The organism is Streptomyces sp. NPDC079020 (assembly GCF_044542225.1).
GTDB lineage: Bacteria > Actinomycetota > Actinomycetes > Streptomycetales > Streptomycetaceae > Streptomyces.
This window is the reverse complement of the sequence record NZ_JBITUB010000001.1, coordinates 305,498-328,991: the sequence shown is the minus strand read 5'-3', so window position 1 is coordinate 328,991 and position 23,494 is coordinate 305,498. Positions and strand designations below refer to the sequence as shown.

Annotated in this window: 22 protein-coding genes and 1 riboswitch; of the genes, 10 read left to right on the top strand and 12 right to left on the bottom strand. The window is 73.0% G+C overall.

The window, feature by feature from the left end; genetic code table 11:
• Positions 1-137: 137 nt before the first annotated feature.
• The 3 genes from ACIGJO_RS01520 to thiO all read right to left on the bottom strand — a co-directional run bounded on the left by ACIGJO_RS01520 (position 138) and on the right by thiO (position 2,466).
• On the bottom strand, positions 138-932 hold the full coding sequence (locus tag ACIGJO_RS01520) for a thiazole synthase (protein ID WP_399950385.1): 795 nt from the start codon (positions 930-932) through the stop codon (positions 138-140).
• Between the two features lie 2 nt (positions 933-934).
• The gene (thiS, locus tag ACIGJO_RS01515) at positions 935-1,123 is read right to left on the bottom strand and encodes a sulfur carrier protein ThiS (RefSeq protein WP_399951662.1); all 189 of its coding nucleotides are present in this window, start codon (positions 1,121-1,123) and stop codon (positions 935-937) included.
• A gap of 143 nt (positions 1,124-1,266) precedes the next feature.
• A complete protein-coding gene (gene thiO / locus ACIGJO_RS01510; RefSeq protein WP_399950383.1) occupies positions 1,267-2,466 on the bottom strand; it encodes a glycine oxidase ThiO in 1,200 nt (399 codons plus the stop codon).
• Positions 2,464-2,576: riboswitch (TPP riboswitch) on the bottom strand. (Overlaps the previous gene by 3 nt.)
• Positions 2,577-2,726: 150 nt before the next feature.
• Between thiO and ACIGJO_RS01505 the strand changes: the two genes are divergently transcribed.
• The 5 genes from ACIGJO_RS01505 to ACIGJO_RS01485 all read left to right on the top strand — a co-directional run bounded on the left by ACIGJO_RS01505 (position 2,727) and on the right by ACIGJO_RS01485 (position 7,151).
• Positions 2,727-3,971, top strand: coding sequence for an NAD(P)/FAD-dependent oxidoreductase (locus ACIGJO_RS01505; protein WP_399950380.1), 1,245 nt, complete (start codon positions 2,727-2,729; stop codon positions 3,969-3,971).
• A 70-nt stretch (positions 3,972-4,041) separates the two neighbouring features.
• The gene (locus tag ACIGJO_RS01500; RefSeq protein ID WP_399950377.1) at positions 4,042-4,407 is read left to right on the top strand and encodes an Rv2175c family DNA-binding protein; all 366 of its coding nucleotides are present in this window, start codon (positions 4,042-4,044) and stop codon (positions 4,405-4,407) included.
• Positions 4,408-4,482: 75 nt separating this feature from the next.
• Positions 4,483-5,133: a thiamine phosphate synthase gene (thiE, locus tag ACIGJO_RS01495; RefSeq protein ID WP_399950374.1), complete on the top strand. Its 651-nt coding sequence runs from the start codon at positions 4,483-4,485 to the stop codon at positions 5,131-5,133.
• Positions 5,134-5,277: 144 nt separating this feature from the next.
• A complete protein-coding gene (metF, locus tag ACIGJO_RS01490) occupies positions 5,278-6,195 on the top strand; it encodes a methylenetetrahydrofolate reductase [NAD(P)H] (protein ID WP_399950371.1) in 918 nt (305 codons plus the stop codon).
• 50 nt (positions 6,196-6,245) lie between these two features.
• Entirely contained in the window at positions 6,246-7,151 is a 906-nt protein-coding gene (locus ACIGJO_RS01485; protein WP_399950369.1) for a hypothetical protein, read from the top strand.
• Between the two features lie 88 nt (positions 7,152-7,239).
• On the opposite strand, the gene ACIGJO_RS01480 is transcribed toward ACIGJO_RS01485, so the two are convergent.
• The 5 genes from ACIGJO_RS01480 to ACIGJO_RS01460 all read right to left on the bottom strand — a co-directional run bounded on the left by ACIGJO_RS01480 (position 7,240) and on the right by ACIGJO_RS01460 (position 13,221).
• Complete coding sequence (locus ACIGJO_RS01480; protein WP_399950366.1) at positions 7,240-8,757, bottom strand: phytoene desaturase family protein; 1,518 nt, start codon at positions 8,755-8,757, stop codon at positions 7,240-7,242.
• 31 nt (positions 8,758-8,788) lie between these two features.
• Positions 8,789-9,406 carry a DUF4126 domain-containing protein gene (locus ACIGJO_RS01475; protein ID WP_399950363.1) on the bottom strand — a complete coding sequence of 206 codons (618 nt, stop codon included), beginning with the start codon at positions 9,404-9,406 and terminating at the stop codon, positions 8,789-8,791.
• A 371-nt stretch (positions 9,407-9,777) separates the two neighbouring features.
• A complete protein-coding gene (locus ACIGJO_RS01470) occupies positions 9,778-10,389 on the bottom strand; it encodes a TetR/AcrR family transcriptional regulator (RefSeq protein WP_399950360.1) in 612 nt (203 codons plus the stop codon).
• Positions 10,390-10,418: 29 nt separating this feature from the next.
• The gene (locus ACIGJO_RS01465; RefSeq protein WP_399950357.1) at positions 10,419-12,509 is read right to left on the bottom strand and encodes a YhgE/Pip family protein; all 2,091 of its coding nucleotides are present in this window, start codon (positions 12,507-12,509) and stop codon (positions 10,419-10,421) included.
• The gene (locus ACIGJO_RS01460) at positions 12,481-13,221 is read right to left on the bottom strand and encodes an ATP-binding cassette domain-containing protein (RefSeq protein WP_399950354.1); all 741 of its coding nucleotides are present in this window, start codon (positions 13,219-13,221) and stop codon (positions 12,481-12,483) included. The genes ACIGJO_RS01465 and ACIGJO_RS01460 overlap by 29 nt, the downstream gene beginning before the upstream one ends.
• A gap of 194 nt (positions 13,222-13,415) precedes the next feature.
• Here ACIGJO_RS01460 and ACIGJO_RS01455 point away from each other — a divergent pair, with 194 nt between their 5' ends.
• The 3 genes from ACIGJO_RS01455 to ACIGJO_RS01445 all read left to right on the top strand — a co-directional run bounded on the left by ACIGJO_RS01455 (position 13,416) and on the right by ACIGJO_RS01445 (position 15,511).
• Positions 13,416-13,943 carry an SAV_6107 family HEPN domain-containing protein gene (locus ACIGJO_RS01455; protein WP_266929907.1) on the top strand — a complete coding sequence of 176 codons (528 nt, stop codon included), beginning with the start codon at positions 13,416-13,418 and terminating at the stop codon, positions 13,941-13,943.
• A gap of 103 nt (positions 13,944-14,046) precedes the next feature.
• Positions 14,047-14,805: a methyltransferase gene (locus ACIGJO_RS01450; RefSeq protein WP_399950350.1), complete on the top strand. Its 759-nt coding sequence runs from the start codon at positions 14,047-14,049 to the stop codon at positions 14,803-14,805.
• 301 nt (positions 14,806-15,106) lie between these two features.
• Positions 15,107-15,511 (top strand): DUF3040 domain-containing protein, encoded by a 405-nt coding sequence (locus ACIGJO_RS01445; protein ID WP_266929903.1) that lies wholly within the window; start codon positions 15,107-15,109, stop codon positions 15,509-15,511.
• 314 nt (positions 15,512-15,825) lie between these two features.
• Here the strand turns inward: ACIGJO_RS01445 and ACIGJO_RS01440 are convergent, their stop codons facing one another.
• The 4 genes from ACIGJO_RS01440 to ACIGJO_RS01425 all read right to left on the bottom strand — a co-directional run bounded on the left by ACIGJO_RS01440 (position 15,826) and on the right by ACIGJO_RS01425 (position 21,453).
• Entirely contained in the window at positions 15,826-18,246 is a 2,421-nt protein-coding gene (locus ACIGJO_RS01440) for a transglutaminaseTgpA domain-containing protein (RefSeq protein ID WP_399950347.1), read from the bottom strand.
• Complete coding sequence (locus ACIGJO_RS01435) at positions 18,243-19,616, bottom strand: DUF58 domain-containing protein (RefSeq protein WP_399950344.1); 1,374 nt, start codon at positions 19,614-19,616, stop codon at positions 18,243-18,245. The genes ACIGJO_RS01440 and ACIGJO_RS01435 overlap by 4 nt, the downstream gene beginning before the upstream one ends.
• Positions 19,616-20,665 (bottom strand): AAA family ATPase, encoded by a 1,050-nt coding sequence (locus tag ACIGJO_RS01430; RefSeq protein ID WP_399950341.1) that lies wholly within the window; start codon positions 20,663-20,665, stop codon positions 19,616-19,618. Before ACIGJO_RS01430 ends, ACIGJO_RS01435 begins: the two co-directional genes overlap by 1 nt.
• Before the next feature lie 224 nt (positions 20,666-20,889).
• Entirely contained in the window at positions 20,890-21,453 is a 564-nt protein-coding gene (locus ACIGJO_RS01425) for a beta-class carbonic anhydrase (protein WP_399950338.1), read from the bottom strand.
• A gap of 438 nt (positions 21,454-21,891) precedes the next feature.
• Between ACIGJO_RS01425 and rsmH the strand changes: the two genes are divergently transcribed.
• Positions 21,892-22,857, top strand: coding sequence for a 16S rRNA (cytosine(1402)-N(4))-methyltransferase RsmH (gene rsmH / locus ACIGJO_RS01420; protein ID WP_399950335.1), 966 nt, complete (start codon positions 21,892-21,894; stop codon positions 22,855-22,857).
• Between the two features lie 79 nt (positions 22,858-22,936).
• Positions 22,937-23,491, top strand: coding sequence for a septum formation initiator family protein (locus ACIGJO_RS01415; RefSeq protein WP_399950332.1), 555 nt, complete (start codon positions 22,937-22,939; stop codon positions 23,489-23,491).
• The last annotated feature ends 3 nt before the right edge of the window (positions 23,492-23,494 follow it).

Sequence of the window (23,494 nt, the reverse complement as noted above, 5' to 3'; positions counted from 1 at the left end):
CTGATGAGTCTACGAGTCACCACGGACGGGCCGGACGGGCCGGGGCGGTCCCGGGGCCGTACTGCAGCCGATCCGTGACAGGGACACGCACACGGTGAAGGTGCTGTGCGTGCGCCGGAACCACGCGCCCCGGGCCGTCAGAACGCCGGGCGCTCCGGGTCCAGCACCGCCCGCCCCGCCACCGGCGACGAGGCCTCGGCGAAGTGGCGGCGCGGGATCCGGCCCGCCCGGTGGGCCAGCCGTCCGCCGTCCACCGCGTGCCGCATCGCCGCCGCCATCAGCTCGGGCTCCTGCGCCCGGGTCACGGCGGAGGCCAGCATCACCGCCGCGCACCCGAGCTCCATCGCCTGTGCGGCGTCCGAGGCGGTTCCGGCCCCCGCGTCCAGGATCACCGGCACCCCGGCCCGTTCGACGATCAGCTGGAAGTTGTGCGGATTGCGGATGCCGAGGCCGGAGCCGATGGGGGAGCCGAGCGGCATGATCGCCGCGCACCCCACGTCCTCCAGCTTCCGGGCCAGCACGGGGTCGTCGTTGGTGTACGGCAGCACCGTGAACCCGTCGTCGACCAGGGTCTCGGCCGCGTCCAGCAGCTCGATCGGGTCGGGCAGCAGCGTCCGTTCGTCGGCCACCACCTCCAGCTTTACCCAGTCGGTACCGAGCGCCTCCCGGGCCAGCCGGGCAGTCAGTACGGCCTCGCCCGCCGTGAAGCAGCCCGCCGTGTTCGGCAGGACCCTGATCGCGAGCCGTTCCAGGACGGAGAGCACCGAGCCCTGGACGGTCGGGTCGAGACGGCGCATCGCGACGGTGGTCAGCTCGGTGCCGGAGGCGGCCAGGGAGCGTTCGAGCACGTCGAGGCTCGGGGCCCCGCCGGTGCCCATGATCAGCCGGGAGGTGAAGGCGGTGCCGCCGAGGGTGAAGAGATCGCCGGACACGGTCAGCCCCCCTGCACGGCGGTGAGGATCTCGACCCGGTCGCCGTCGCCGAGCGTGGTGGCGGACCACCGGCCGTGCGGGACGACGCTCTCGTTGACGGCGGCGGCGACTCCGCGGTGCGCGGAGGTCAGCGTCGCGACGAGGGCGTCCAGCGCGGTGCCGGCGGGCAGGTCGCGGTCCTCGCCGTTCACGGTGACCGCGACGGACGCGCCGGGTGCCGGACGGGGAGCGGGGGCCGGAACGGGAGCCGGGGCTGCGACGGGCACGGCGAAGGGCACGGCGGAGGGCGCGGATACGGGGGCGGGCGCGGCGGCGCGGGCCGGATCGGGCCGGGTCATGCGGGCTGCTCCTGGGATACGGGGGCGGCGGGTACACGGGCGGCGGCGGGCGCGAAACGGCCCGGCGCGAAGGGGCGGGCCACCTCGGGCAGCTCGCCGGAGGTCAGCACCTCCGCCATCACGTCACCCGTGACGGGGGTCAGCAGCACCCCGTTGCGGTGGTGGCCGGTGGCGAGGAGGAGACCGGGCAGGGCGGTGGGGCCGAGCAGCGGGGCGTTGTCGGGGGAGGCGGGGCGCAGTCCCGCCCGGGTCTCGGTGAGGGGCAGTTCGGTGATGCCGGGCACCAGCTCGTGCGCGTCGCGGAGCAGCTCGTACACCCCGCCGGCCGTGACGGTGGTGTCCCAGCCCAGCTCCTCGCTGGTGGCTCCGACGACCAGCTCGCCGTTCTCGCGCGGGACGAGATAGAGGTGGCTGCCGCGGACCACGGCGCGCACGGTCCGGCTCAGGAAGGGGGCGTACGCGGGCGGCACGGTCAGCCGCAGCACCTGGCCCTTGACCGGGCGTACCGGCGGAACGGCCTCGTCCGGCAGCCCGGCGAGCCGGCCGCTGAGACTGCCCGCGGCGAGCACCACCTGGTCGGCGGCGAGCTCCGTGCCGTCGGCGAGTACGGCACCGGCGGCCCGGCCGCCCGAGACCGTGAGCCGCTCGGCCCGGTCCCGGTGAAGGACCACCCCGGCCCGCTCGCAGGCGGTCAGGAGCGCGGCGGCCAGCCGCCGGGGGTCCACCTGATGGTCGCCGTCGACCCGCAGTCCGCCGCGTACCGCGGGCGCCAGCATCGGCTCCAGCCGGCGGCACTCACGGCCGGTGAGCCACTCGGACCGCAGCCCCGAACGCTGTTGCAGGGCGTGCAGTTCGCGCAGATGGGCGCGGTCGTCGGAGTCCAGCGCCACGGCGAGCGTGCCGCAGGCGCGAAAGCCGATGTCCTGTCCGCTCGCCGCCGTCAGCTCCTCGGCGAACGCCGGATAACGGGCCGCGGAGGCGACATTGAGGCCGAGCAGCAGCTGTTCGCCGTAGTGGAGTTCGGTGACGGCGGCCAGCATTCCGGCCGCGACCCGCGCGGCCCCGCCGCCGGGGCCGGGATCGGCGACCGTGGTCCGCAGCCCGCGCTGCGCCGCCCGCCAGGCGGTCACCAGACCGATGATTCCGCCCCCGATGACGAGGACGTCGGATCCGTTTCCGTTACGAGAAGAACGCATGGGCGTCCAGCCCCTCCCTTCGCCGGCATGACCCGGATCAGGTTCGTACGGTCGGAGGCCGTCCAGCCTCCCTCTCAGTCCGGTACGCCCGGACTCCCGCGAGTGTTTTCCGTCTGCCACCCTAAACCCGGTCGCCCCGGGAGACGCCCCCCGCGCCCAGCTGACGCGGGACGCGGGAGGGGGGCACCGGAAGGGCGGCGGGACGGGCGTGGAGGGGCAGCCCACTTCCTGACGGTCCGTCAGGTGTTTATGGTGGACGGGTGAGCGAGCAGACGGAACAGCAGGCAGCACGGCAGCGGACGCGCCGCGTCGTGATCGTCGGAGCGGGCATGGCGGGCGTGCAGACCGCCGTGGCCCTGCGCGAAAGGGGCTTCACCGGACCGGTGACCCTGATCGGCGCCGAACCGCACCAGCCCTACGACCGGCCACCGCTGTCCAAGGCGGTCCTGCTCGGCAAGGCGGAGGACTCCGCGTTCGACATCGACTTCGAGGCGCTGGACATCACCCTGCGCCTGGGCGTGGACGTGAGCGCCCTGCGCTCCGGCGCACATGAACTGGACACACCGGACGGTCCCGTTCCGTACGACGTCCTGGTCATCGCCACCGGCGCCGAACCCGTGCTGCTGCCCGGCTCCGAGGGGGTGCCCGGGGTCCATCTGCTGCGCACCCTCGACGACGCCGCCCGGCTGCGCCCCGTCCTGGAGCGGCAGCACGACGTGGTGGTCGTGGGGGCGGGCTGGATCGGCGCCGAGTTCGCCACCGCCGCCCGCGCCGCGGGCTGCGCGGTCACCGTCGTCGAAGCCGCCGACCGCCCGCTCGCCGGCGCCCTGCCCGCGGAGGCCGCCGCCCCGATGGCCGACTGGTACGCCGAGAGCGGTGCCGAACTCCTCACCGGTGCCCGGGTCGCCCGCGTCGAGGAGGGCACCGTGGTCCTCGCGGACGGCAGGGTCCTCCCGGCCGGTGCGGTGGTCGTCGGGATCGGCGCCCGGCCCGCCACCGGCTGGCTGACCGGCTCCGGCGTCGCGCTCGGCCCGGACGGCTCCGTCACCGCCGACAGCGCGCTGCGCACCTCGCTGCCCGATGTGTACGCGGTCGGCGACTGCGCCTCCTTCCCCTCCGCCCGCTACGGCGAACGCCTGCTGGTCCACCACTGGGACAACGCCCTCCAGGGCCCCCGTACCGTCGCCGCGGACATCGCCGCCCTCGACGGGGAAGGGCGGCCCGGGGTGTACGACCCCGTGCCGTACTTCTGGTCCGAGCAGTTCGGCCGCTTCGTGCAGTACGCGGGCCACCACGCGGGGGCCGACACCCTGCTGTGGCGCGGCGACCCCGCCGACCCCGCCTGGTCGGTGTGCTGGCTCCGCGGCGGCGCGCTGACCGCCGTCCTCGCCGTCGGCCGGCCGCGCGACCTGGCGCAGGGCCGCAAGCTCATCGAATCGGGGGCGCCCATCGACCCGGCGCGGGCCGCGGACCCCTCCGTACCGCTGAAGTCGGCGGTCCTGTGACGGCGCGGGCCGACCCCCGTACGGTCGGCCCGGCTTCCGACTGTCGGTCCCAGATGGCACGCTTGTCCTCGTGACCGAGATTGACGCAAAGATCGATGCTCTAGTCCCTGCCTGGCTCCACCTTCCCGACATCGCGGAAATGCTCGATATCGAGGTGACGCGGGTGCGGCAGCTGGTCAAGGAAGGCCAGCTCATCGCCGTACGCCGTGGTGAGAACCGGACACTCCAGGTGCCTGCCGCCTTCATCGACGGCGACAAGGTGGTCAAGGGCCTCTCGGGGACCCTGACGCTCCTGAGGGACGACGGCTTCTCCGACGAAGAGATGGTGGACTGGCTCTTCACCCCCGACCCGACCCTGCCCGGCACTCCCGCGCAGGCCCTGAGCGAGAATCGCGGGACGGAGGTGAAGCGCCGCGCCCAGGCGCTCGCCGTCTGACCGAGACAACCGCACGCGGGGTACGGGCCGTGCCGCACGGCCCGTACCCCGCGGTAACCCCGGGGGGATTCCGCCATGCCCACGCCTCGCGAGCTGCTGTCCGACGCCCGGCTGTACCTCTGCACGGACGCCCGCAGGCGACAGGGTGACCTTCCCGCGTTCCTCGACGCCGTGCTCTCCGGCGGCGTCGACATCGTCCAACTGCGGGACAAGGGCATGGAGGCGGCCGAGGAGCTGGAACACCTCGAAGTGTTCGCCGACGCCTGCCTGCGCCACGGCAAGCTCCTCGCCGTGAACGACCGCGCCGATGTCGCCCACGCCATCGGCGCGGATGTGCTGCACCTGGGCCAGGGCGACCTGCCGGTGCCGGCCGCCCGCGCGATCATCGGCCAGGACGTGGTGACCGGCCGCTCCACGCACGCCGAGTCCGAGGTCGACGCGGCCGTCGCCGCGCCGGGCGTGGACTACTTCTGCACCGGCCCCTGCTGGCCCACCCCGACCAAGCCCGGCCGGTACGCCCCCGGGCTCGGCCTCGTGCGCTACGCCGCCTCGCTCCGGCAGCCGCGCCCCTGGTTCGCCATCGGCGGGATCGGCGCGGGCAATCTGGACGAGGTGCTGGAGGCGGGCGCCCGCCGGGTTGTCGTCGTCCGGGCGATCACCGAGGCGGACGATCCGGCCGGAGCCGCCGCCGCCCTCGCGCGGCGCGTCAGGGCGCACGAGCTCTGAGGTCCGCGGGCCGTCCGGGCGGTCAGGGACACCTCCGGGCGGCCCGGGACGGCGGTGTCCGAGGGGTGGACAACAATCAGGCCAATTCAGGCAAAAAGTGGAGGCCTGGTTGGGGGACCGCCCCGCCCTGGTTAACCTCCCAGTATGGCCCTTGGCACACCTTCCACCAGGACAGACCGTGCGCGCACCGTGCGGGACCTGCTCGCGACCGGCAAAACCTCGTATTCCTTCGAGTTCTGGGCGCCCAAGACCGAGAAGGGCGAGCGGAACCTCTGGAATGCGCTGCGGCGGGTCGAGGCGGTGCGCCCGAGCTTCGTCTCGGTGACGTACGGCGCCGGAGGCTCCACGCGCGCGGGGACGGTCAAGGCGACCCAGCAGATCGCCGCCGACTCCACGCTCACCCCGGTCGCCCACCTCACCGCGGTCAACCACTCCGTCGCGGAACTGCGCAACATGATCGGGCAGTACGCCGACGCCGGGATCCGGAACATCCTCGCGGTGCGGGGCGACCCGCCCGGCGACCCGATGGGCGAGTGGGTCGAGCACCCGCAGGGCGTGCGGTACGCCGCCGACCTCGTCCGGCTCATCAAGGAGTCCGGCGACTTCTGTGTGGGCGTCGCCGCATTTCCCGAAATGCACCCGCGGTCGAGCGACTGGGAGACCGACATCGGGCATTTCGTGGACAAGTGCCGCGCCGGTGCCGATTATGCGATCACTCAGATGTTCTTCAATCCGGATGACTATCTCCGTATGCGTGACCGAGTGGTTGCGGCGGGTTGCGGAACTCCCGTCATTCCCGAGGTCATGCCGCTCACCAGCGTGAAACAGCTGGAAAGGTTTGCGCAGCTCAGCAACGCGACCCTCCCCGCAGTGTTGAAAGAGCGCATCCTCGCCGTCAAGGACGAGCCGGCCGCTGTACGCTCCATTGGCATCGAGTTCGCAACGGAGTTCTGCGCGAAGCTGCAGTCCGAAGGTGTGCCCGGACTTCACTTCATCACGCTCAACAACTCGACGGCAACGCTCGAAATCTACGAGAATCTCGGACTGCACAAGCAGTCGTGACCGGCCGTACCCGCCACCAACCGGGGCGGTGGCCGTAGGAGGGGGCGGGCGTGGGCTGGACGGTCCTCTACATCGCATTCGGCTTTGTGGCGTTGTGGCTGCTGGGCGAGGTGCTGCTGCAGTACAAGGCGCGGCTGCGCTGGCGGCTCCTCGCCTTCGGCGGGTTCCTCGGAGTGGTGATCGGCGTGCTGATCCCCTCCGTACTGGTCATTGTCGTGGGGGCGATCGCCTTCGCCACCGGCCAGACCTATGTGACGCTCTCCTTCCGGCGGGGCTTCTCGACCGGCTGGGCCATCGGGGGCAGCCCCGGCGAGAGCCGGCGCCGCCGGGGCGGCGGGCGGGCGGCCACCAAGGAGCCCACCCTGGAGGTCTCGGACCTGGAGTTCGGGCAGCCGCTCCAGGAGACCGCCGCGGCACCGGCCGCATCGGTCTACGAGCCGCAGCCGATGCCCGACGACACCGGGCAGTACGGCGTCTACACCCGTGACACGCAGTCCGCCGGCGCCACCGGCCCCGGCGGCGACCTCGGATTCGGCGGCGGCCCCGCCTTCGGCTCCGGCAGTCCGGAGCAGCCCGGGACCGGAGCGCAGCCGCAGTACGGCGACTACGGCGGCCCGGCCCAGGACACCTACGCGGGGCAGTACGACTACGGCACGGGCCAGCAGAGCTACGCGGCCTACTCCGACCCCTACATCGGCACCGGCACCACCGGCGGACCGGCGCCCTACGCCCCGTACGACAGCCAGGGCAGCGGCTTCGACGGCTACGGGGGCCAGCAGCCGTTCGCCGACCCGTACGCCCAGCAGTACGGCGTGGACACCCCGCCCGGGGGCGTCTGGGTCCCGCAGCAGCGCGACACCGAGCAGTACCCGCCGACGCCCCAGGAGCAGCCGGTGCGGCCCGCCCCCTACGGCAACGGCTACGACACCGGCCAGAACGAGCAGTACCGCTACTGAGCCCCGTCCCGCCGCCGAGCACCCCGTTCCGCCACTGAGCAGGGGGACAGCCGCAACGGCTGTCCCCCGAACGCCGCCGTCCCCGCGCTCAGCGGGAGCCGCGGAAGTCGTCGCCCTCCACGATGAGTCCGGCGACCAGCGTCCCCGACATCCCTGCGTGCGCGAGGCCGCCGCCCGGATGGGACCAGCCGCCCGCCAGATACAGGCCCGGCAGCCGGGTGAGGTTCGCCGGATGCAGATACGCGCCGCCCGCCCCGGCCAGCGCGGGCGCGGGCACCGCACCGCCCTCGGCGCCCGTCTCCGCGGCGGTCTCGGCCGGGGTCCGCACCTCGGTGTGCAGGATCCGCTCCCGCAGCCCGGGAACGGCCGCGGCGGCCAGCGAGACCAGCGTTCCGGCGTACCGGTCGCGCAGCTCCGCGTCCGTCCAGTCGACCGGCCCCTGCGGGGCCACCGTGGCGGTCAGGGTCACCGCCTCATGGGCCTCGTCCGGGCGGGTCGAGGGATCGTCTGGCCGCAGCACCGTCACCGTGGGGCTCTCGGCGATCCCGCCCCCGAACACCGCCGCCGACTCCGCGGCCCCGTCCGCCGGATGCACCACCGTACGGTGCACGGCACCGGCCTCCCGGGCACCGCGCAGGGACAGCAGCACCACGAACCGGCCGGGCGCGTCACCCGTCCCCGGACGCGGCCGCGTTGCCATGTCCCCGTCCGCCCACGGCTCCTGACCCGGCACCAGACCGGGGCGAGGCTGGACGCCGAGCACCACCCGGTCGGCCTCGGCCACCTGACCGCCCGCCAGTTCCACGCCCGCGGCCCGGCCGTCCTTCTCGACGATCCGGACCACCTCGGCGCCGAAGACGAACTCCACCCGGCGGGCCAGGCACCGCTCGTACACCGCACGGGCCAGCTCCCGCATCCCTCCGGCGACGTACCAGCTGCCGAAGGTCTCCTCCATGTACGGCAGGAGCGCGGCGGCGGCCGGGGCGCGGCGGGGATCGAGCCCGTACGCCAGGGCGTACCCGTCGAGCAGGGCGGCCAGCCGGGGGTCCGCCAGCTCCCAGGCGCCGATCTCCGAGACCGTTCCCGCCTGCCGGGCGCCGCGCAGCAGCCGGCGCTGCCGCAGCGCGGGGTAGGGATCGCGGCCGAGCGCCTGCCGTCCGGTGGTCAGCGGCTCCTCCAGCAACGGGCGCCGCGACCGGTCCCAGGCGTCCCGCGCCCGGTCCAGGAATCCGCTCCAGCGGGCGCCCGAGCCCGCCCCGAGCGCTCCGTCCAGCGCGGCGGCCACCTTGGACCGGGAGGCATTGGGCAGGGAGACCGCGGTGCCGTCCGCGAAGAGGTGGCGGCCGGCCGGGTCGACCTGGCACAGCGTGACGCTCTGCTCCAGGGACTCCTTGCCGGTCTTGACGAACAGGTCCCGCTGGACCGCGGGCAGATGCAGCAGCCCCGGCCCCGTGTCGAAGACGAAGCCGTCGTGGGCGTACCGGCCCACCGAGCCGCCGTACGTCGCCGACCGCTCGTACACCGTCACCCGGTGGCCTGCCACGGCGAGCCGGGCGGCCGCCGCCATCGCGCCCGTCCCGGCGCCGATCACCGCAATTCGTGCCATGCGGGTGACTTTATCGACCGCCTCCGGCACCTCACCCGTGAGGCCGGTGCCCGCCCGCCCCGGCCAGGTGTCTCTCCTCGCGCCGCCGGGCCCTGCGACGCAGGAACCGGCGGATGCGCGAGGCCAGGAAGGCCACTGTCACCAGCCCGAGCACCAGCAGCGTCGCGGCGATGACGGCGGCCGCCAGCGGATGGAATATCGCGAAGGTGATGATCCCCGCGACACCCAGGTCCTCGGCCGTGCTCACCCCGATATTGCTGAACGGCTCGGGGGAGGTGTTGACCGCCATCCTGGTGCCCGCCTTCACCAGATGGCTCAGCAGCGCCGTGGAACCGCCGAGGGCCCCGGCCGCCAGCTCCGGCAGCGAACCGCTCCCGCCGGCCAGCAGCGCCGCCACGACCGCGCCGGACAGCGGCCGGATCACGGTGTGCGCGGTGTCCCAGACCGAGTCCACGTACGGGATCTTGTCGGCCACCGCCTCGCACAGGAACAGCACGGCGGCCACGACGAGGACATCGGTGCGCTGCAATGACGCGGGCACCTCGTCGCTCACCCCGGTCGCGCCGAAGACGCCGAGCAGCAGGACCACCGCGTAGGCGTTGATCCCGCTCGCCCAGCCACTTGTGAACACCAGAGGGAGTACGGACACGGACGCGATCGTAACCAGCGCGGGGCCGGCCGGGATGGGCCCGGGTGCGCAGCTCTGAGTACCCGTACCTAGGGACCGAGATGAGTAGATGTGCGGATGGGCCTCCACCTGCGCGGACGGCAGAGTGGTGGCCACGGAAGGGGCGCGGCGCCAGGACCGCCGGCACGGGGCGGCGGAACGGCGCGGCACCCCCGACGACACGGGGGTGCGCGACGGAGGGCCCGGGGGACCACGGGGGACACGAAGTCACGGGGTCACGGGGGAAAGGTTCTCCGGCAGCACGGAAGACGCCGGTCCGGTGGAGTTCGAGGGGGATCGAACTCCACCGGGCCGGCGTCTTCGCGTGCGGCACGGGTCCGCGGCGCCCCGGATCAGTGCCCGCTGACCCGCCCGTGCAGCAGCAGGGACAGTGCCGAGTGCACCTCGTCGATCGACCGCTCCGGCTGGAACGCCTGCCAGTCGAGGGCCGCGACCAGCACCATTCCGACGAGCGCGGCCGCCGTCAGCGGAATGTCGATCTCCTTGCTCAGCTCGCCGTTCTTCACGGCCTCCCGCAGTACGTCCTCGACCACGGCCACGGCCTCCTGCCGCACCACCAGAAGGGTCGCCTGCCAGGCCCGGTTGGTGCGCCAGAGCTCGGCGACGTACAGCTGGGTGAAGGCCGGATAGCGGTCGATGAAGGCCAGCCCGGCCCGGATCATGGCGTCCAGCGCCTCGACCCTGGTGCCGCCCCGCTCCTCGGTCCCCTCGGCGGCCGCCCGCAGGGAGGCCGTGAGCAGTCCGACGCCGTGCCGCAGCAACTCCTCGAAGAGTTCGGTCTTGCTCTTGAAGTTGTAGTAGACCGTGCCCTTGGCGACCCCGGCACGCTCCGCGATCTCGTCCACCGTGGTCGCGGAGAAGCCCTTCTCGGCGATGAGAGTCACCGCCGCCTCGTAGAGCTTCTGCCGGGTGGCCTGGCGGCGCGTGGTGCTACTGCTTTCCATACGGTCGATTCTCACAGGTCCCGGGGTGCTCACAGGCTCAGCTCCGGATGCAGCCGGTCCAGCGTCCACACCTGCTTGCGGCGCGCGGAGAGCGCGGTCAGGACCAGCGCGCCCGCGGTGAAGAAGACCAGCACGGCGCAGCCCTGCCACACCGGGCCGAGGCCGCCGCCCGTGATCAGCCTGCGCAGCGCGTCGACGACGTAGCTCATCGGCAGATAGGGGTTGACCGCGCCGAAGAATCCGGGGCTGGTCTCGACGGGGTAGGTCCCTCCGGCCGAGGTCAGCTGGAGCATCAGCACCGCCAGGACCAGGATCCGTCCGGCCGCTCCGAAGCGGGCGTTCAGCCACTGGATGATCGCGGCGAAGCAGCAGGTGACCAGGGCCAGGAAGCCGATCGTCCCGGCCGCGTGGGCCATCTGCAGGCCGAGGCCCCAGTGCAGGACCGACATCAGCGTGGCGACCTGGAGCAGGCCGATCGAGGCGACCGGCAGCCAGCCGGCGAAGGCGATCCGCCAGGCGGAGGCCCCGGCGGCGAGCGCCCGCCGGTTGAGCGGCTGGATCAGCATGTACGCCACCATCGCGCCGACCCAGAGGGAGAGCGGGATGAAGTAGGGGGCGAAGCCGGTGCCGTAGTTCGGGGCCGCGTGCAGTGATTCGGACGCCAGCTGTACGGGGTCGGCCATCACGCCCGTACGCGTGTCGCGGTCCTTCTCGTCGTAGTCGGGGATCTTGCCGGCGCCGTCGTTCAGCCCCTGGGCGAGCGTGGCCGACCCGTCGCCGAGCCGGTACAGCCCGCCGTCCAGGTTGTCCGCGCCCGTCTTGAGCTTGCCGACCCCGGTGTCCAGATCGGCGGATCCGGTCTTGGCCGTCCCGAGTCCGGTGTGCAGGTCGTCGGCGCCCTTGGCGACCTTGTGGGCACCGGTGTTGAGCGTGTTGATCTTCGCGACGGCGGACTTCAGGTCGGTGTCCAGCGTCGGGGAGCGCTCGGCGAGCGCGTCGGCCTGCTCCTGCAGGGTGGCCAGCTGTCCGCGCAGCTTCTTCAGGTCGCCGTTCTGGCTCGTGACCAGGGCGTTCACGTCGTCCGCGACCTTCGCGACATCGGCCGCCGCGGTCCTGGCCCGCTTCAGCGGGGGGCAGACCGTCGGGTCGTCGGGGAGCGGCTGCTCCTCGCACCGGGTGCGGTAGATCTCGGCGAGGTCGTCGGAGGCCGCGTCGGCGGTGCTCGCCGCGGTGGGGGCGGCCTCCACGAGCAGGCCGAGGTTGTCGCGCACGGTCTGCGAGGAGTCGGCGACCAGCCGGGCCGTGTCGCCGATCGCCTTCCCGTTGTCCTTGAGGAACGGCCGTACGTCGGTGGCGATGCCGTTGACCTTGTCGGCGAGCGCCTGGGTGCCCTCGGCGACCTGCCGGGAACCCGCTTCGAGATCGCTCGCGCCCTGGTTGAGCGTGACGATGCCGTCGGACAGCCGCTTGCTGCCCGCCTTGGAGTCCTTGAGGCCGTCCGCGAGGTCCTTCGAGCCCTTCTTGGCCTGGGAGATGCCGCCCTTGAGGTCGTCGGCGCCCTTGGCCGCCTTGGCGGTCTCGCCGTGGAGGTCGGAGAAGTTGATGAAGATCCGGTCCAGGAAGCCCCGGGAGGCGTTCGTGGACGCCGCCGTGCGTACCTCGGAGAACACCGAGCGGGAGATCTGCCCGACGATGTAGTTGTTGGCGTCGTTCGTCCGCACCTGGAGGGCGCCGGTCTCGGGGGAGTCCCCGCCGCTGGACGCGATCCGCTCGCTGAAGTCGGACGGCATGGTCAGCGAGAGGTAGTACGTGCCGTCCTCGACGCCCTTGAGGGCCTCGGCGGAACTCACCTCGTGCCACTCGAAGACCTCGGAGTCCCGCAGCTTGCCGGTGATCTCGTCACCGGCCGCGATGCGCTCGCCCGAGACGCTCGCTCCCTTGTCGTCGTTGACCAGGGCCACGGGCAGCTTGTCGAGGCGGCCGTAGGGGTCCCAGAACGAACACAGGTACAGGGCGCCGTACAGCAGGGGCAGCAGCAGGATCGCCACCAGCGCGGCCATCGGCAGCTTCCCCCTGCCGAACCGCTTCAGCTCAAGCGCGGCCAGTCTCGGCGAACGCATCGGCCGTCCTCTCTTCCATGGTGCCGGCACGCACGACGAGTGCGTCCTCCGGGGCTTCGCTGCACACGGCGAGCACCGTCGTTCCCGCGTCCGCGACCGAACGCAGCAGGTCCCAGGCCTCGGCGCGCGCGGCGTCGGAGAGCTTGAGATCGGTGTCGTCGACGGCGAGCAGCCGGGGCCTGCCGATCAGGGCCAGCGCGACGGACAGCCGCAGCGCCTCCAGCCGCTCCAGATCCCGTACGGAGGTCCGGTCGGCCTTGGGCAGGGCGGCGGGGTCGAGTCCGGCGCGCTCCAGCGCCTCGTCGATCCGGGCCCGCGCCGAGGCGGCGCGTTCGGCGCGCGGGCGGAACAGGGCGCGCAGGGAACCGTCGTAGCGGCGCTGGAGCAGGGCCCGCTCCCGCAGGTGCTCGGCGACGGTGAAGGCGGGATCGAGCTCGCTGACCCCGGGGACCGGGCCCAGGGCGCTGATCCTGCGGACGGCGGCCGCCTTGCCCGGCAGGCGCAGGCCGCCGGTCTCCGCGTGGCCCTCGGAGGGGCGCATCCGGCCGGTGAGCGCGAGCAGCAGGCAGGTGCGGCCCGAGCCGGAGGGCCCCTCGATCGCGACGAGCGATCCGGGCTCGGCGTCGAACGCCACCCCCCGGAACGCCCAGCCACGCGGCCCCTTGAGTCCGAAGTCCTCGGCGCCGACGGCCGCGCCGTGCGGGCTGTCCACAGATTCTCCCCTGATCCTCTGGTGCTCGGACGATTCTTTTAGACTGACTGGTCAGTGCAAAAAACTAGCCTGAACTTGTACTCGAATGCAAAAGACCAGGTCAGGTGTGGCTTCGGCGGCATTGTCAGTGGGGGCCGTCACGATGGATACATACGGCCACGGAGCCGTCACACGACGACAGCAGGAGGTTCGTCATGGCCAGCTCGTCCGCAGCCGCCGCCCCGCGGCGCCGCACAGTCAGCCCTGCACCCTCACTGACCGGTCCGCCAAGCGATGTCCACCCCGTGCCGCGCCGCACCACGGCACCGCCGGCCGCTCTCGATCTGCTCGCCAAAGCCCGCACCGGCCTGGAGGAGGCCGCCGTTCTCGACGTTCCGAACGAGCGGTACGCCACCGCCCACCTCGCCGCCCTGCGCGCCGCCGCCGCCGTCCTCGCGGCCCGGGGCCGGCCCGAAACGAACAAGCGCCGCCGTGAGCGCATCCGCAGCGCCTGGGAGGTCCTCCCGGAAATAGCGCCCGAGCTCACGGAGTGGAGCGCCCTGTTCGCCTCCGGAGCCGCCCGCCGGGCCCGTGCCGAAGCGGGGATGCCGGGTGCGGCCGGCAGCCGTGACGCCGACGATCTGCTGCGCGACGCGGCGATGTTCCTGCGCCTGGTCGAACGCCTGCTGGTGCTCCAGCCGGTCCTCCCGCAGCCGAGAAGGGAGCGGCCCGACGCGGGGTGACCGGGGCGGCGGTGCGAGGCAATAGGGTGGAGAGCACCTGTAGTCACCTGCACTGTTCACGCTCCGCCGTCAGTGGCGGCACCGTGCCGAGGAGTCATCTGCCGTGTCGGACCAGCTGCGCCCCCGCGCCTCCCTCCGTACCGCCGTGGTCTGGGAGGTGCTCAAGGACGCTCTTGACCGCCAGGCCGAGGCGAGCGGCAGGGACGCCCTGGATGTCCTGGACACCGGCGGCGGCACCGGGAACTTCGCGGTGCCCGCCGCCCGGCTCGGCCACCGGGTCACGGTCGTCGACCCCAGCCCCAACGCGCTCTTCGCGCTGGAGCGCCGCGCCGCCGAGGCCGGGGTCGCCGACCGGGTCCGGGGAGTCCAGGGCGACATCCTCGGGCTGTTCGACGTGGTGGAGCGCGGCGGCTTCGACGCGGTGCTCTGCCACGGCGTCCTGGAGTACGTGGACGAGCCCGCCGAGGGCGTACGGAAAGCGGTCGACGCGCTCCGCCCGTCCGGTGCGCTCAGCCTGCTCGCCGCCGGGCTCGGCGGGGCCGTTCTGGCCAGGGCCCTCGCCGGGCACTTCACCGAGGCCCGGCACGCGCTCACGGACCCGGCGGGCCGCTGGGGCGAGGGCGACCCGGTGCCGCGCCGGTTCACCGCCGAGCAGCTCTCCGGCCTGGTCTCCGGCGCGGGCCTGGAGGTCGGGGCCGTCCACGGTGTGCGGGTCTTCGCGGACCTCGTACCGGGCGTCCTGGTGGACACCGAGCCGGGTGCCGTGGACGCTCTCCTCAGGCTGGAGGCGGCGGTGGCCGAGCTGCCCGCCTTCCACTCGGTCGCGACCCAGCTGCACGTTCTGGGCGAGAAGCGCGCCTGAGGGTGGCGGGGACGTGGCCGGAGCACGGCCGCGGACCCACCGGAGCGCGGCTGATCAGCAACGCAGCCGCAGACGGAGTACCGCCCAGGACCCCCGTACGGCGCCCGCGCCCCGTATGATCGGGTGACACCATCCGGCATGACGGATCGGATGTCGGGGAATCTACGCCTCAGCAGCCGAGCCGACATGGCGGTCCGGAGTGGCTAAACGCTAGAGGGCGGGTTTCACGGGGGCGAATCCCTGCCTATCCTGGAAGGGCCGCATACCGGTCGCCCCCGCGGCCGACGACGAGGAGGACTCCGTGCCGCTCTCGGAGCACGAGCAGCGAATGCTCGAGCAGATGGAGCGAGCGCTGTACGCCGAAGATCCCAAGTTCGCTACAGCGCTTGAGGGAAGCGGGCTGCGTACGTACACCCGGCGACGGGTCTACCAGGCGGTCGCTGGCTTTCTGGTGGGTATCGCGCTCCTCATGGCCGGAATGGTCGCGCAGCAGATCTGGATCAGCGTGGTGGGGTTCCTCGTCATGCTCGGCTGTGCCGTGCTCGCGGTCACCGGGTGGCGCAAAGCGCCCAAACCCGGCGAACAACAGCAGGAAGCCGCAGGGAGCGGGGGCAGCGGCGCACGCCGACAGCCCCGGCAGCGCCGGTCGATGATGAACCGCATCGAGCAGCGGTGGCAGCGCCGCCGCGACGAACAGGGCCAATAGAAGCTCCCGACTTCCGGAAGTCGTTTCCGGGATCGGGCTGAGAACTTAACGCGCACTCTGATGGGTGAGGGGCGGCCGCATTTCTGCGGCCGCCCTTCACTTGTGCGCAGCCATGGGCCGCAGTCCGCAGTCCGCAGTCCGCAGTCCGCGAGCCCGAAGCCGCTCCCGCTTGTGCTCCCGCAGCCGCAGTGGGAGTAGGCGCGGGAGCCGCAGCGGGAGCCACCCCCCACCCGTCGTGGGCACGGACGGCACCCGGTCGGCCCGCCCGGCCTGCTCTCCCGGTCAGGCGCACCGGCCAGGAGAGCCGACCGGGGTCAGCCGTGCTGCCGTGTCGGCCTGCGCGGCCTGCCGGTCCAGCGGCCACGGCCCGGACGGTTCGTCCAGCGGTCGCGGAGCGCCGCCCGGCGGTCCGCCACCGCCCACACCACCCGGACGGCCGAGCGCGGCGCGAGCGTCGCACGGAGCCGTGCGGCGCGGCCCGCCGCCGCCCGCAGGCCCGCCCGTACCGCCGTCGCATCCTCGGCGAGCCCGGTGACCGGCCGGGGCCGCGGCGCGTAGAGCGCCTGCTCCACCGAACCCGCCACCCGGTGCACCGCGGCCGCGGCGGCGGGGTCGAGACGGCCCAGGCGCACGATCCGCGCCGCGGCCTTGCGCGGGGTCAGCGACTCGTCCGGCACGATGCCGTGGTCCCAGGCCGAATCGATGATCTCCCGCCAGGCCGCCAGGATCCTGGCCGTCGCGTCCGCGGCCGTCCGGCCGCCGGACGAACCCAGCCTCCGGCTACGGGCCCGGATCCGCCAGAGCAGCGGCAGCAGGGGCACCACCAGCACCAGCACCGCCGCGAGAATCACCAGGGCCACCATGCCCGCGGGGGTCCCCGGATCGGCGGGACCCGCCGCGCCGGGGGCCGCCGAGGCACCGCACTCACCCTGGCGGCGCAGCTGCGCCGGGCAGCTCTCCGATGCGGACGGCGCGGCCGTCGGGGCGGCCGAGTCGCTCGCGGACGGCTGTGCCGGATCGTCCGTGTCGCCGGAAGGGGTGTCGGGCCGGGTGTACGCCGGGGCGCTGCCCCGGGTCGGGGTCGGCTCGAACCGGGTCCAGCCCACACCCTCGAAATACAGCTCGGGCCAGGCGTGCGCGTCCCGCAGCCCGACCGAGGACGCGCCGTCCGCCTGGAACGTGCCCGGGGTGAAGCCCACCGCGACCCGGGCCGGGATGCCCAGTGTCCGGGCCATCGCGGCCATCGAGAACGAGAAGTGGACGCAGAAGCCCTGCTTGTCCCTGAGGAAGCGGGCTATCGCGGTCGAGCCGGTCCCCGAGCTGACCGTCGTGTCGTAGGTGAAGCCGCCCGAGGAGGAGAACCAGTCCTGCAGCTTCACAGCTCGTTCGTAGTCGCTGGCCGCGCCCTCGGTGACCTGACGGGCGGTCGCGTCCACCACGTCCGGCAGCGAACCGGGCAGCCGGGTGTACTCCCGCGCCAGCGCCTTCGGCGGCGGGCCCGCGGCGGCGAGCTGTGCCGCTGTCGGCTCGATGATCAGGCTGCCGGTCTCGTACCGCGCGCCGCCCGTCGTCTGACCGGCGTCACCGACGAGCGTGCGGCCCTCGGGCTCGTACCGCCATCGCCCGCCGACCTCGACCTCGGTCGCCGGGTAGGGGAGCGGCAGATAGGTCTGCTGGTACGAACGGGACGCCGAGATGTTCGTCCTGATCTCGGTGACTGCCACATCGGGGCTGAGTCCGGTGGGTTCCGGCAGACGCTCCGGCACGTCCTTCAGCCGGCGGGTGGACGAGCGCCACTCGGTCCCGTTGAACTCGTCCAGGGCCAGGATCCGCAGATAGAGGTCCTGCGGGTTCCGTGCGTTGGTGCGGTACGTCATCACCTCCCGGTTCTCCGGCTGGTTGAGGTTGTTCTGGAGCGAGACCAGCGGGTTCACCGCGGAGATGGTGCCTCCGCCGCTGCCCTTGCCGTTCCCGTTGCCCGTGCCGCCCAGCAGACCGCCGTCGAGTGCGGGCAGCGTGGCGGGGACGACCAGGGCGATGCCCAGTGCCACGGCGCCGATGCGCCGTCCCGTGCGGACCGGAGCCGTGGCCCCGCCACCCGGGCCGGTGAGCCCGGCGAGACCGTCGGCGGACCGGGCGGTGCCGCCGAAGACCCGCCCCCACCGGGAGAGCCGGTCCCGGCCCTCGGCCAGCAGGAGCAGCAGATAGCCGCAGGCGGCGAGCAGGAACCACAGCCAGCTCGCCCCGCCCTCGGCCAGCCCAGCGGCGACCGAGTACAGCGCGAGCAGGGGCAGCCCGGCCGGGGCGGCGCTGCGGAAGGTCACCGCGAGGGCGTCCACCGCGAGCCCGATCAGCAGGACTCCGCCGACCAGCAGCAGCCGGATTCCGTCGGTCATCGGCGCCGGAATCGCGTACGTACCGACGTCGTCGGCGCCCGCCGTCAGCAGCTCCCCGAGCCGCTGGACGGCCTGCGGGCCCGGCAGGACACCGAACAGCGCGTGATCCCTGACGAACACCACGGTCAGCAGCAGCAGGGTGACCAGCGCCTGAACGGCGACCGTCAGCGACCTGGCCAGCGGCACCCGGCGGGCGAGCGCGCCCGCCCCGCTCTGGACCGCGAGCAGCAGCGCCGCCTGCGGCAGCCATCCCTTCGCACCCACCAGCGGCAGCAGGGCGCCCGCCGCCGTCAGCGTCGCCGCGAAGGCGCACAGCGTCAGCCGGGTCCGCCCGCTCATGACCATCCCCCTGAGAAACCTGTCGGACCGCCGCTTCCGGCGGACTGGGTGCCGGCGCGCAGCTGCCCCGCCTGCTGCCAGAGCCGGGCGAGGTCCGTGCGGGGCGGTACCGGCACCGCGATCCAGCCGGCCTCGCGCAGCGGCCGCAGCCGCTCCTCCGTGCCCGCGCTCCCCGGCCCGTCCCCGCCGTGCCCCCAGTCCCCGCTGTCCAGGACGAACGCGACGGCCGCGCCGCTGCGCCGGCGCATCCGGGCCGCCACCGCGGCCTGCTCCTCGTCGATATCGCCGAAGAAGGCGATCAGCAGTCCTTCGTTGCCGCCGCGCAGTACGTCGTACGCGGGCGAGAGCCCCTCGCCGTCGGACTGGCCGATGACCGCGAGGGTGTCCAGCATCAGGCCCGCCGAGTCCGCGGACTCCTGGGTCGAACCGGCGAAGCCGTCGGGGCCCGCGCCGGGTACCGAATCCCCGGTGTCCGTCAGCAGCCGTACCGCGAAGCCCCGCTCCAGCATGTGCACCATCGCGGACGCCGCACCCGAGACCGCCCACTCGAACGCCGAGTCGGGCCCGGCCCCCTGATAGGCGCTCCGCCGGGTGTCCAGCAGCACCGTGCATCTGGCCCGCTGCGGCTGTTCCTCGCGCCTGACCATCAGCTCGCCGTAGCGCGCGGTGGACCGCCAGTGGACCCGGCGCAGATCGTCGCCGTGCCGGTAGCCGCGCGGGATGACATCGTCCTCACCGGCCAGGGCCAGTGAGCGCTGCCGCCCGTCGCCGTACCCCGAGGCCTCACCGGCGAGCCGCAGCGTGGGCAGCGGTTCGGTACGGGGGATCACGATCAGGGTGTCGTAGGCGCTGAACGACCGGGTCAGCTCGCACATGCCGAAGGGGTCGCTGAGCCGCAGCTGCAGCGGTCCCAGCGGATAGCGCCCGCGCAGGTCGGACCTGACCTTGTAGGACACCTCGCGGATGCCGCCCGCCTCCACCCGGTCCAGTACGAAACGGGGCCGGGGGCCCAGTACGTAGGGCACCCGGTCCTGGAGCATCAGGAGCCCGGTGGGGACCCGGGACACGTTGTCCATCCGCAGATGCACCCGCGCCTCGGAACCGGCGGTCACCCGGGACGGCGACAGCCGCCGGCTGCCCGCGACCCGGTAGCGGGTGCGGTGGAGCACCGCCACGGAGACCAGCGGCAGCACGGCGAGCAGCAGTCCGACCCGCAGCAGGTCGCCCTGGCCCAGCACATAGGCGCAGACCGCGGCGGCCACCCCGGCGGCGAGGAAGGACCGCCCCCGGGTGGTCAGCCCGCTCAGGGCCGCCCGCAGACCGCCCCGGTCCTCGCCGTCGTCCGCGGCACCGGGCTGCCCGGCGGCCATCACAGCCGCCGGGCGCCGGGCTGCTGCTGGCCGTACACCGGGCGGCCCTGCTGGGGCTGCAGCACCGGGCCCCCCGCGCCGGCGGCCGATGTCGGCACGGGGGTGCGCTGGAGGATCTCCAGCACCACCTGTTCCGCCGTGCGGCGGTTCAGCTGGGCCTGTGCGGTGGGCAGCAGACGGTGCGAGAGCACCGGCGCCGCGAGCGCCTGCACATCGTCCGGCAGCGCGTAGTCGCGCCCGCTCAGCGCGGCGGAGGCCTTCGCGGCGCGCAGCAGATGCAGGGTGGCGCGCGGAGAGGCCCCGAGTCTGAGGTCCGGGTGGTGACGGGTGGCCCCCACCAGCTCCACCGCGTAGCGCCGTACGGCATCCGCGACGTGGACCGTGCGCACCGCGTCGATCAGCTTCACGATGTCGTGGGCGTGCGCCACCGGCTGGAGGTCGTCCAGCGGCGAGATGCCGCCGTGCACGTCGAGCATCTGCAGCTCGGCCTCCGGACTCGGGTAGCCGATCGAGACCCGGGCCATGAAGCGGTCGCGCTGGGCCTCGGGCAGCGGGTAGGTGCCCTCCATCTCCACGGGGTTCTGGGTGGCCACCACCATGAACGGGTCGGGCAGCTCGTATGTCTGCCCGTCGATGGTGACCTGGCGTTCCTCCATCGACTCCAGCAGCGCTGACTGGGTCTTCGGCGACGCGCGGTTGATCTCGTCGCCGATCACGATCTGGGCGAAGATGGCGCCCGGTTTGAACTCGAACTCCCGCCGCTGCTGATCGAAGATGGACACACCGGTGATGTCCGAGGGCAGCAGGTCCGGTGTGAACTGGATGCGCCGCACCGAGCAGTCGACGGACCGCGCCAGCGCCTTGGCCAGCATCGTCTTGCCGACCCCGGGGACGTCCTCGATGAGGAGATGTCCTTCGGCGAGCAGCACGGTCAGCGAAAGCCGTACGACCTCAGGCTTGCCCTCGATCACACTCTCCACCGACCTGCGCACCCGCTCCGCTGTGGTGGTCAGATCCGTAAGGCTCGCTCGATCGTCATAGGTCGTCACCCGGCCCTCCTCGGCCCTTTGTGCACGGGCCGGTGCGCGTTTCCGCCCCGGCCCACCCCGAAATACGCGCATCGCACCGGAAGACCCGGGGAGATGTCACCCCGCATTCTTGTTGCCGTTACCGCTTCGTGTCACTCGCCTGTGGATAAGTGAGTGCGATATGTCGGGTGTTGCCGGGGTTTCGGTGCTCCGGGTGCCGGGCCGGAACGGAGCGCGGGGGCAGGTCAGGCGGTGGGGAGGATCTCGCGCAGCAGGCCGGTGGTGACATCGAAGACGAAGCCGCGGATGTCGTCGGTGTGCAGCAGGAACGGCGAGGTGCGGACGCGCTGCATCGACTGGCGAACGTCCTGGTCGGCGTCCGAGTAGGCCTCCACCGCCCAGACCGGCCGCTGGCCGACCTCGTGCTCCAGCTCCTGCCGGAAGCCCTCGGTGAGCGATTCGAGGCCGCAGTTGGTGTGGTGGATCAGTATGACGCTGCGGGTGCCGAGTGCCCGCTGGCTGATGGTGAGCGAACGGATCACATCGTCGGTGACCACGCCGCCCGCGTTGCGGATGGTGTGGCAGTCGCCGAGTTCGAGGCCGAGCGCGTCGTGCAGGTCGAGGCGGGCGTCCATGCAGGCGACCACGGCCACGTGCAGTACCGGACGGGCGTCCATGCCGGGGTCGGTGAACTCGTCGGCGTACCGGGCGTTCGCCGCGACCAGGCGGTCGGTGACCGTGCCGTCGGCGCGGGCCGTGCCCGGGAGGGTCGTCAGGGGCTCGGCGGGGGAGTGCGCGGAAGTCGACATGGAGATGACGTTAGTACTGATGGCGGGCCGGAGCCTGCTGTGGGAGCGGACAAAGAACGTCAATGAGGCTTGTTGTGAGGTACCCCACAAGCCTCACATGGATGCGCCCTTCCGGGTGAGTCCGGGGGCTCCCGGCGGACGGTGCGACGCGCTGCCCGGTTCGTTGATCGGGAATCGATCGAATGGCAGGGTGGACTAAAGTGACGCGAAGTTACCGACACAGCCCGCACATTCTGCGCACTCCGTAGATTTCTGCGTGTTCCGTACGTTCCGCATTTTCCGCATTTCCCCCCGTATCGTGCGGTGTACGTGCGGCCCGGCCCTCTCCCGCTCCGGTCGTCCGACGCCACTTCCCCGGCGTCGGCCGACCTCCCCTTCCGAGCGGGCGGGGACCAGGGCGCACGTACAGCCACGCGGGACTGAGCCTGAGAGGGCGCATTGAGCCAGACCCGACACGTCCCGGTGATGCTCCAGCGGTGCCTGGACCTGTTGGCCCCGGCTCTGGACAGCCCGAGTCCCCAGACACCGGTGGTCGTCGACTGCACCCTCGGCCTCGGCGGCCACAGCGAGGCACTGCTCTCCGCCTTCCCCGCCGTCCGGCTGATCGCCCTGGACCGGGACAAGGAGGCGCTGCGGCTCTCCGGCGAGCGGCTCGCCCCGTACGGCGACCGGGCCACCCTGGTGCACGCCGTCTACGACGAGCTCCCGGAGGTGCTGGCCCGGCTGGGCATCCCCAAGGTCCAGGGCGTGCTGTTCGACCTGGGCGTCTCCTCCATGCAGTTGGACGAGGCCGACCGAGGGTTCGCGTACGCCCAGGACGCCCCGCTCGACATGCGCATGGACCAGACGACCGGCATGGGCGCCGCCGAGGTCCTCAACACCTACCCGCCGGGCGAGCTGGTCCGGATCCTGCGTGCGTACGGCGAGGAGAAGCAGGCCAAGCGGATCGTCTCCGCCATCGTGCGCGAGCGCGAGAAGGAGCCCTTCAGCAACAGCGCCCGGCTCGTCGAGCTGATCCGCGACTCGCTGCCGCAGGCCGCCAAGCGGACCGGCGGCAACCCGGCCAAGCGCACCTTCCAGGCCCTGCGCATCGAGGTCAACGGCGAACTGAGTGTCCTGGAGCGGGCCGTCCCGGCCGCTGTGGGGAGCCTCGCGGTCGGCGGCCGTATCGCCGTGCTGTCCTACCACTCGCTGGAGGACCGGCTGGTCAAGCAGGTCTTCGCCGCCGGTGCCGCCAACACCGCGCCCCCCGGGCTGCCCGTCGTCCCCGAGCGCTACCAGCCCCGGCTGAAGCTGCTCACCCGGGGCGCGGAGCTGCCCACGGAGGAGGAGGTCGCCGAGAATCGGCGCGCCGCCCCCGCCCGGCTGCGCGGTGCCCAGCGCATCCGCGAGGAGGAGCGATGAGCGCTCGGGCAGCGGTGTCGGCCGCAGAGGCAGACGCATCGGCCGGCGCACCGGCCGGCGGAGGTCCGGGGGGAACGGGGTGAGCAAGTCGGCCGCGCAGTTGAAAGGGCGGGCCGGACGGCTCGCCCGGCTGATGCCGTCGGGGCCCAGCAACGCGGCCCGCACCCCCTTCGTCCTGCTGGTGGTCCTGCTCCTGGGCGGCGGGCTCATCACGCTTCTCCTGCTGAACTCCGCGCTGAACGAGGGCTCGTTCAGGCTGAGCGAGCTCAAGCGCGAGACCACCGAACTCACCGACGAGCAGCAGGCCCTCCAGCGCGACGTCGACGCCTATTCCCAGCCCGACGCACTGGAACGGCGCGCCCGGGAACTGGGCATGGTCCCGGGCGGCAGTCCCGCCTTCCTCGACCCGGACGGCACCGTCCGGGGCGTCCCCGCGGAAGCCACCGCCGAGCCGTCACCGCCCCCCGGGACCGGCACCCCGGCCGACCCCTCGGACAGCGCCTCGCCGGGCGCCACGCCCGCACCCACCGGTTCCGCGCAGCCCGGCCCGCCCACGCCCGCCGGACCGGAGCCCGCAGCAGAGAACGCGCCGCCCACCGCGGCGACCCCGACCCCGACGAGCCCCGGCAGGTGACGC

Bases quoted from the DNA above. Each gene is read 5' to 3' on its own strand.
- ACIGJO_RS01455 (WP_266929907.1), top strand. From the start codon at position 13,416: ATGGCCAGCTCGTCCGCAGCCGCCGCCCCGCGGCGCCGCACAGTCAGC.
- ACIGJO_RS01480 (WP_399950366.1), bottom strand. From the start codon at position 8,757: ATGGCACGAATTGCGGTGATCGGCGCCGGGACGGGCGCGATGGCGGCG.
- ACIGJO_RS01470 (WP_399950360.1), bottom strand. From the start codon at position 10,389: ATGGAAAGCAGTAGCACCACGCGCCGCCAGGCCACCCGGCAGAAGCTC.
- ACIGJO_RS01425 (WP_399950338.1), bottom strand. From the start codon at position 21,453: ATGTCGACTTCCGCGCACTCCCCCGCCGAGCCCCTGACGACCCTCCCG.
- metF (WP_399950371.1), top strand. From the start codon at position 5,278: ATGGCCCTTGGCACACCTTCCACCAGGACAGACCGTGCGCGCACCGTG.
- thiE (WP_399950374.1), top strand. From the start codon at position 4,483: ATGCCCACGCCTCGCGAGCTGCTGTCCGACGCCCGGCTGTACCTCTGC.
- ACIGJO_RS01440 (WP_399950347.1), bottom strand. From the start codon at position 18,246: ATGAGCGGGCGGACCCGGCTGACGCTGTGCGCCTTCGCGGCGACGCTG.
- ACIGJO_RS01465 (WP_399950357.1), bottom strand. From the start codon at position 12,509: ATGCGTTCGCCGAGACTGGCCGCGCTTGAGCTGAAGCGGTTCGGCAGG.
- thiO (WP_399950383.1), bottom strand. From the start codon at position 2,466: ATGCGTTCTTCTCGTAACGGAAACGGATCCGACGTCCTCGTCATCGGG.
- ACIGJO_RS01435 (WP_399950344.1), bottom strand. From the start codon at position 19,616: ATGGCCGCCGGGCAGCCCGGTGCCGCGGACGACGGCGAGGACCGGGGC.